The sequence below is a fragment of the Streptomyces sp. CB01881 genome, from assembly GCF_002953255.1.
GTDB lineage: Bacteria > Actinomycetota > Actinomycetes > Streptomycetales > Streptomycetaceae > Kitasatospora.
The window spans coordinates 636,224-643,011 of sequence record NZ_CP026498.1; the positions used below are offsets into that span (position 1 = coordinate 636,224).

Annotated in this window: 4 protein-coding genes and 4 pseudogenes; 2 read left to right on the forward strand and 6 right to left on the reverse strand. The window is 70.1% G+C overall.

What is annotated here, in order from left to right:
- Together C2142_RS39180 and C2142_RS03055 are read right to left on the reverse strand one after the other, a co-directional pair.
- Positions 1-256: pseudogene (locus tag C2142_RS39180) on the reverse strand (hypothetical protein); the annotation flags it as partial.
- A gap of 347 nt (positions 257-603) precedes the next feature.
- On the reverse strand, positions 604-1,251 hold the full coding sequence (locus C2142_RS03055; RefSeq protein WP_148640956.1) for a hypothetical protein: 648 nt from the start codon (positions 1,249-1,251) through the stop codon (positions 604-606).
- Between the two features lie 388 nt (positions 1,252-1,639).
- On the opposite strand from C2142_RS03055, the pseudogene C2142_RS03060 reads away from it, so the two are divergent.
- Positions 1,640-2,122: pseudogene (locus tag C2142_RS03060) on the forward strand (alanine racemase); the annotation flags it as partial.
- Positions 2,123-2,542: 420 nt separating this feature from the next.
- Here the strand turns inward: C2142_RS03060 and C2142_RS03065 are convergent.
- On the reverse strand, positions 2,543-3,436 hold the full coding sequence (locus tag C2142_RS03065; RefSeq protein ID WP_148640957.1) for a methyltransferase domain-containing protein: 894 nt from the start codon (positions 3,434-3,436) through the stop codon (positions 2,543-2,545).
- A gap of 548 nt (positions 3,437-3,984) precedes the next feature.
- Here C2142_RS03065 and C2142_RS03070 point away from each other — a divergent pair.
- On the forward strand, positions 3,985-4,245 hold the full coding sequence (locus C2142_RS03070) for a hypothetical protein (RefSeq protein ID WP_148640958.1): 261 nt from the start codon (positions 3,985-3,987) through the stop codon (positions 4,243-4,245).
- A gap of 370 nt (positions 4,246-4,615) precedes the next feature.
- Here the strand turns inward: C2142_RS03070 and C2142_RS03075 are convergent, their stop codons facing one another.
- The 3 genes and pseudogenes from C2142_RS03075 to C2142_RS39185 form a co-directional block, all read right to left on the reverse strand.
- On the reverse strand, positions 4,616-5,653 hold the full coding sequence (locus tag C2142_RS03075; protein ID WP_148640959.1) for a sugar ABC transporter substrate-binding protein: 1,038 nt from the start codon (positions 5,651-5,653) through the stop codon (positions 4,616-4,618).
- An 80-nt stretch (positions 5,654-5,733) separates the two neighbouring features.
- Positions 5,734-6,424, reverse strand: a pseudogene (locus C2142_RS03080) (FadR/GntR family transcriptional regulator).
- A gap of 134 nt (positions 6,425-6,558) precedes the next feature.
- A pseudogene (locus tag C2142_RS39185) lies at positions 6,559-6,788 on the reverse strand (ABC transporter permease); the annotation flags it as partial.

Here is a 6,788-nt window from a genome sequence, read left to right on the forward strand (position 1 = left end):
CCGCGCGCACCGCCAGATACGGCAAGCCATCCACCGGCACGTCCTTCACCCGCGCGAACGCCGCCAGCTCCTCCTCCGACGTGAACGCGAAGATCCACCGCAGACCGCCCTCATCGGCCGTCCACACCCCCTCGTCCCCCCACCGCGGCACCAGCACCGCACTCAGCCGGAACTGCGCCACCATCAGAGCCGGGTCCCCCAGCCCCGCCCGCAGCATCCGCACCTGATGCACCAGACCCGCGTTACGCACCGTCACCCCCCGACCTCCCAGGGCAGTCAGCGTATCGCACACATGTACACCCACTACGAGCCGCCGGCCAGCATGTGCCATGGGCCTCCGGCGGGAATTGGGCCTTCCCCCAAGTCACTGACCCCGTCAAGAGAGGCCTTGACCGATGAACGATTCCCAACTCACTTGGCAGAAATCCCAGTTAGAAGCGATTACCAAACCGAGGGACCTGGCTGTCGCTCGAACTTCCGCGCGAAGCCAGCGCCGGGCCTATGTCCTGGCAGCGTTCCGCTGCCACCATGAGCCGTCCCTCTCAAGATCCTCCAGATCTTGAGACCTCTGTTCGATGTGGTCGAGGAACTCGGCCGACGGTCTCAGTCGATGCGATCGAGTTCCGTGAGCAGCTTCTTGAACTCCCTCCGGAGCCAGCGCAAGCCGGCGGTGACGGCGATGGCGGCGGTGAGGAGCGCGAAAGAGGCAGCGGCGGCGACGAGGGGGAGCCCGGAGTGGTCGCTGATCTCGCCGGTCTGCGGGTCCATCCACATCCGCTGGTGGTCACCGTCCTGGCCAGCGGAGCTGGAACCGCGTCGCTCGGATCGTTCACGGCCGTCGAACATCCAGTGATACACGCATGAGGTCTCGACTCGGACCGAGCCGCTGTCCGACGTGTAGGTGCCGTCAACTCGGCAGCCGTTGAGGGTGGTGGTCACCGCCTGTGAGGTGCGGGCCCAACTCGCGACGGCGTCCGCGACGTCGTCTGCAGCCAAGGCGGAGGTCCAGAGCAGGAGCATGAGGATGATCGCGGCTGCGTGCCTGAGCACCGGCACACCGCCGTCGGTGAGCGGCAGCGAAGCGGCGAACGCCACCAGCAGGCCCGCACCACCGACGAGGAGGAGAGGAGTGAGCGGCAGGGCGGCCACGGTCGATCCCCAGGACCAGCAGAGCAGCGCGCCGCTCACCGCGCCGGTCAGCGTGCCCGTCAGGGTGAGAAAGCGCCAGAACGCCGTGCTGCCGGGTGTCATCGAGTCCCCCCGCCGATTCCGACGACGATCCCCATGCTGACAGGCGTGGGACCGGCATTCCACGGAAATCCAGGCAGCGGGCGGGATTGGCACCGGTCGCCGGAGACGGTCCCGAGAGCCTGTGGTGATCGCCTCGATGGGCCGGAGTCCGCCGGCGAGAAAGGCCAATCACACGATCGGGCATGGGAGTTCGCACCCCAGGACCGGCGCCGACCGGCTACTGGAACGTGAAAGCGTGATGGCGGGTCCGCCAGAGTGCCCAGGCGTTGCGGGAACCAGGTGATGCCGCGGGGCGTGATCATGATGCATGAGTGCACGTCTTCCGCAGGAGCTTGCGACGCCCTCGTTGGTCGTCGATGTCGATGTCCTGGAGCGCAACATCGCGCGTATGGGGGCAGCAGCCCAGGCCGGCGGCTTCATGGTGCGGCCACATGGCAAGGCGCACAAGTGCCTGGAGATCGCGCGGCGCCAGCTCGGTGCCGGTGCGGTGGGCTTGACCGCGGCCACTGTCGGGGAAGCCGAGGTCTTCGCCCGGGGCGGTGTGCCCGACCTCTTCATCACCTACCCGTTGTGGGTCGACGACGACAAAGCTCACCGCCTGCGCGGTCTCGCGGACTCGGTCGCGCTGCGGGTCGGTGCGGACTCCGTGGAAGGCGTCCAGCGATTGGGGCGTGCACTGGGGGGCTCGGCGGGGCAGGTGCAGGTGATGGTCGAGATCGACTGTGGCCACCACCGAACCGGGGTTGCTCCCGAGGACGCGGCGGTGATCGCTGAGGCGGCCGGTGATGCCGGGCTGGAGGTGACGGGAGTGTTCACCTTCCCTGGACACGGTTACGGCCACGATCCTCAAGCCCGTGAGCGTGCAGCCCGGGACGAGGAGCGAGCGCTCAGCGCTGCCGCTGACGCCATGCGGGCCGTCGGAATCGCTGCACCGGTGCTCAGGAGGCAACCGTCGATCACGTCCGGACGGTACTGCAGCTTCTTGAGCCTGCGCTTCACCGCCCGGGTGACCTCGCCGAGGTTCGCCGCGGCGAGGTTGCCGATATCGTGCTTGACCAGCGACCGGACACCTTCGGTCGGGTTGAGGTCGGGCGCACAGGTCGGCAGTTGGAACGCCGTGAGCCACTCGGAGTTCGCGTCGATGAAGCGCGAAGCGGCTTTGCCAGGTGCAGGCGGACGTTGTCCCGGACCAGCACGATCGGGCCGCCGAGTTGGACATGGGCCCGACCGCTCACATGCCTCCCTCGACGAACAACGCTCTGGGCAGACCGGACAACGCCTGGATCCACGCCTACCCGCGTGCCGGCGGGTGCTCGACCGGACGGCGTCCCCAGGCCGAAATCAGCGGCGCGAGTGTCAGGTCGAGTGCGCCCGCGTGGATGGCGGCCAGGTGCGCGTCGATCTCGGCGTCGTCGGCCAGGCCGGCCGCGAGCAGCTCGCCGCGCACGTGCCGGATGGTCGCCGCCTCCAGCCGGTCGCAGGCCGGCCCGCCGACCGGGAAAGTGCCCCCCGCGGCGACATCCACCAAGCCGGCCTCACGCAGTGCCCGCGGCAGTGTCCGGCCGTAGCGCAGGTCAGCGCCGCGGCGCAGCAGCAGCTCCCGGACCGCGTCACGCAGCCGGTTGGCCCGCCGCTGCGCAGGACCGCTGTCGTCCAGGCATGCCAGTGGCTGCAGAGCGGTGTCGGCGTCCTCGATCAGCAGCCAGCCGCCGGGCCGTAGCGCTGCCGCCATCGTGGCCAACGCCCGAGCCCGGTCGGGTACGTGGACCAGCACGAGCCGGGCGTGCACCAGATCGAACGTCCCCGGCTCCGGGGGCGCGTCAGTGGCGACGTCGTGCCGGCGCACCTCGTACCCGTCGCCTGTCTTCAGCCACGACGGGTCGATGTCCGTGGCCAGCACGTGCCCGGTCGGGCCGACGGCCGCCGCGAGCGCCTCCGGGATACCGGGGCCACCGGCTCCCACTTCCCAGCAGCGCGAGCCGGGCCCGACCCCCAGTCGATCGAAGTGCCCGCGCGTCACACCGTCGAACAGTTCGGCCAGCCAGACGAATCGCTCGCCCGCCTCGGCGCGCGCGTTGTCCAGCAGGTACCCGCGGGTGGGAGCGGAGTCTCCGCCGGGCGCGGCAGTCCCGGCTGTCGGATCCGGTCGACCATCAACGTGCGGCGGGCGGGGCGAGGAGGTCATGACTCCATGGTCAACCTCCCCCGGCCACCGGCGCCACGACGACGCGAGAGGGATATCTCACACAGCCGGCGAAGCCCGCACGCCTGCAGCACGGTTCTGCACCGTGACGCACCGGAAGGGGTTTCGCCGAAGCCCCGGGCTGGGGCAGGGGCCAAGTGTGGCCGCCGTGAAAGGCGGCCGTGAGGCGTCGGCGGTGGAGGGCTGCGACGCCCGGATCCGCCGCGCCCGTGACACCGGTCGCGGCCGGGGCGGCCCAGCTGGTGCCCGGGAGGCTACCGGCGCCGGCGGCAGCGGAAGGCCGGACCGTCGCACAAGGCCCGGTGTCAGGGTCAGGAACGCCACCGCCACCACCGGCCCCGGGGGAACCGGCTGACCGAGTATCACCGTCGTTCGCTGCGAACGCAGTGAAGTACCGCCGCCGACGACTGGGCGTCCTGGTGCGGCTGATCCCGCCTCCCGCGAACCGTTGTCGCCGGCCGGTGCACGGAGGCGAGTCGGTCGGACACCACGCCGCACCTTGTCCCAGCGCTACCAGGGGGAACAGGCAGATGAGTTTTCAGGGCCTCGTCATCATCGTGGGGACCATCTTGATCGGCATCAAGCTCGTCGCCTGGGCCGTGCTCCGGGACGACGCCGACCGGAAGTCCCGCTACAGGGGCGGAGACGGCGGCGACACCGGCGGAAGCGGCGGCGACTACGACGGGGGCCACGGTGGCTGCGGAGGCGGCCACGGTGGCTGCGGAGGCGGCCACGGTGGCTGCGGAGGCGGCTGCGGCGGCTGCGGAGGCGGCTGCGGCGGGGGCAGTTGAGCTCCGAGCCGTCAACCGATCGCCAGGACGGGGAGCAGCATGCCTTCGTGAACGCCTCCCCGGCGCATCGACCGCGTGCAGTCGGCGGTCGATGCGCTCGATGACCTCTCCGCCCGTGCCGGGATTGCCGGACCAACAGTCGCACCGGACTGAGGTCGGCGTGGCCCTTCGCAGCCCGGACCGACGAGGAACGCGTCCTAGGGGGGATTTGGACGTGCGGGTGGGTGTACTCGGACCGTGGGGCGTCACCACCGGCGCCGCACCGCCGTCCGGTGCCGCGGGGCCGCCGGTCCGGTGGTGATGTACGGGCCGGAGTCCCGTCGTCCCCTTCTCGCGGTGGCTGCCGGCCTGGCTCCGGAGCCTGCCTCGGTCAGCCCGTAACGTGGTTGGCCCAGAGGGACTTGTCGTCCACGTTGTCCTTGGTGACCAGGGGTGCGGGGAGCTGGTCCTCCAAGCCGTTGGGCAGGGAGACGATGGTCGACCCGTGGTCGGTGGGCCCGGTCTGGAAGGACTTGCCCTCGGCGGCGGCCTTGGCGTAGTACAGGGCGTACTTGGCGTAGAGGTCGGCTGGCTGGGAGACGGTCGCGTCGATCTCGCCCTTGCGGATCGCGTCGAGCTCGGCGGGGATGCCGTCGTTGGAGACGATGGCGATGTGGCCGCTCTGCCCGGCGGGCTTGAGCAGCCCCTTCTGCCGGAGCAGGGCGAGGGTGGGCTGCAGGAAGACGCCACCGGCCTGCATGTAGATGCCGTTCAGGTCCGGGTTGGCGGCCAGGGTGGACTGGAGCTTGGCGGAGGCGACGTCGCCCTTCCAGTCAGTGGGCAGCGCGATCACCTGGATACCGGGGAAGTTGCGCTTCATGCAGGCGGCGAAGGCCTCGGAGCGTTCGTATCCGTTGATGGAGCTCAGTGCGCCCTGGAGTTCGGCCACCTTGCCCTTGCCGCCGAGCTGCTTGCCGAGGAACTCGCAGGCCTTGGTGCCGTACGAGCGGTTGTCCGTGCGGACCACCATGTAGACGGTGCCGTGCTCCGGTTCGGTGTCCACGCTGATCGCGTGGATGTTGGCGCGGAACAACTCGGAGAGTGTCGTGTCGGTGGTCATGGTGTTCTGCGGAGCCATGACGATGGACTTGGGATGCCGGGTGGCCATTGAGCGGACGTTGGCGGTGAACGTCGCCTCGTCGCCGTCCGAATGGGTCGGGGGCAGGACGCTCAGCTGCTGGTCGTTGATCTCCTGCTGGAGGTACTTCGCGTACGCCTTCCAGAAGTCGGAGTCGGCACGGGGGATGTCGATGCCGATCTGTTGACGGGAGTTGCCGGGGTCATCGGAGTCCCCGCAGGCGGTGAGGCAGCCGGCGAGCAACACGGCGATGCAGCCCATGCAGGTGGTCCGGAGGGTTCGGCTCTTCATGTGTCAGACCGTTCTGGGTGGTGGGGTTGGTGCGTACCGAGAGGGAGGGGAACGGATGTACGGGACTCGGCAGGTCGCCGTCAGGCGAGGGTGCCGAGTCCCGGGGAGCCGGTGCCGGCGACCAGCCAGTCCTCGACGGCGGTCACGTGCACGGTGCTGGCGCTGGCGGCGAGGACGGCATCGCGGTTGACCAGGGCCCGCCAGATGGCCTCGTGGTCCCGGTGGGCCTGTTCGCGGGCGGGTGCGTGGTGGGTGCCGCGGACGATGCGCAGCCGCTGGGTGTGGGTGGAGAGGATGCCGAGCAGGGTGGAGAGTACGGGGTTGCCCACGGCGTCGGCGATGGTGCGGTGGAAGGCGATGTCCAGCTCGACGAACTCCTCGATGTCGGCCGCCGCGGCGCTCCGGTCGAGGACGGCCCGCAGCGTTCCCAGGTTCTCGTCGGTGATCTCCGAGGGCGGTGGCCTGGGGTTCCAGCAGCCTTCGTATCTGGAGGAGTTGGCCGGCGGTGTGGCCTTGGGAGACGTCGGCGGCGAAGGCGAGCGATTCCAGGAGGAGGTGGGGTTCGAGGCCGGAGACGTAGGTGCCGTCACCCTGCCTGGGGATGAGGATCCGCATCGCGGTGAGCGCCCGGACGGCCTCGCGCAGGGAGTTGCGGGACAGCCCGAGCTGGTCGGCGAGTTCGGCCTCGTTGGGGAGTCTCGCGCCGGGCGGCAGGGCGCCGGAGACGATCATTTCCTTGATCTTCTCGATGGCCTGGTCGGTCACCGCCATGGGTGTGTGCCTCCTGCGTGCGGGCAAGGGAGTGGTGGTCGGTCGAGGGGGCGGGAACAGGGGGCCGGAGCGGCGCGACCGGTGCCCGACCGGCTGGTGGCGCCGCTCCGGCGGCTCGGGGGGCTTCGGGCCCGTCACTCCTGTTTCTCGCCGGAGGCGAAGCGGGAGATGATCAGCGCGACGATGATGATCGCGCCGTTGAGGAACTGGTTCCACAGCGGCGGCACGCCGGCGAGGGTCATGACGTTGACCACGAGTTGGAGGGTCAGCACGCCGGTGAGGGCGCCGAAGAGGGTGCCGCGGCCGCCGTTGAGGCTGACGCCGCCGATGACGGTGGCGGCGAAGACCTGGAAGATCCAGCCGT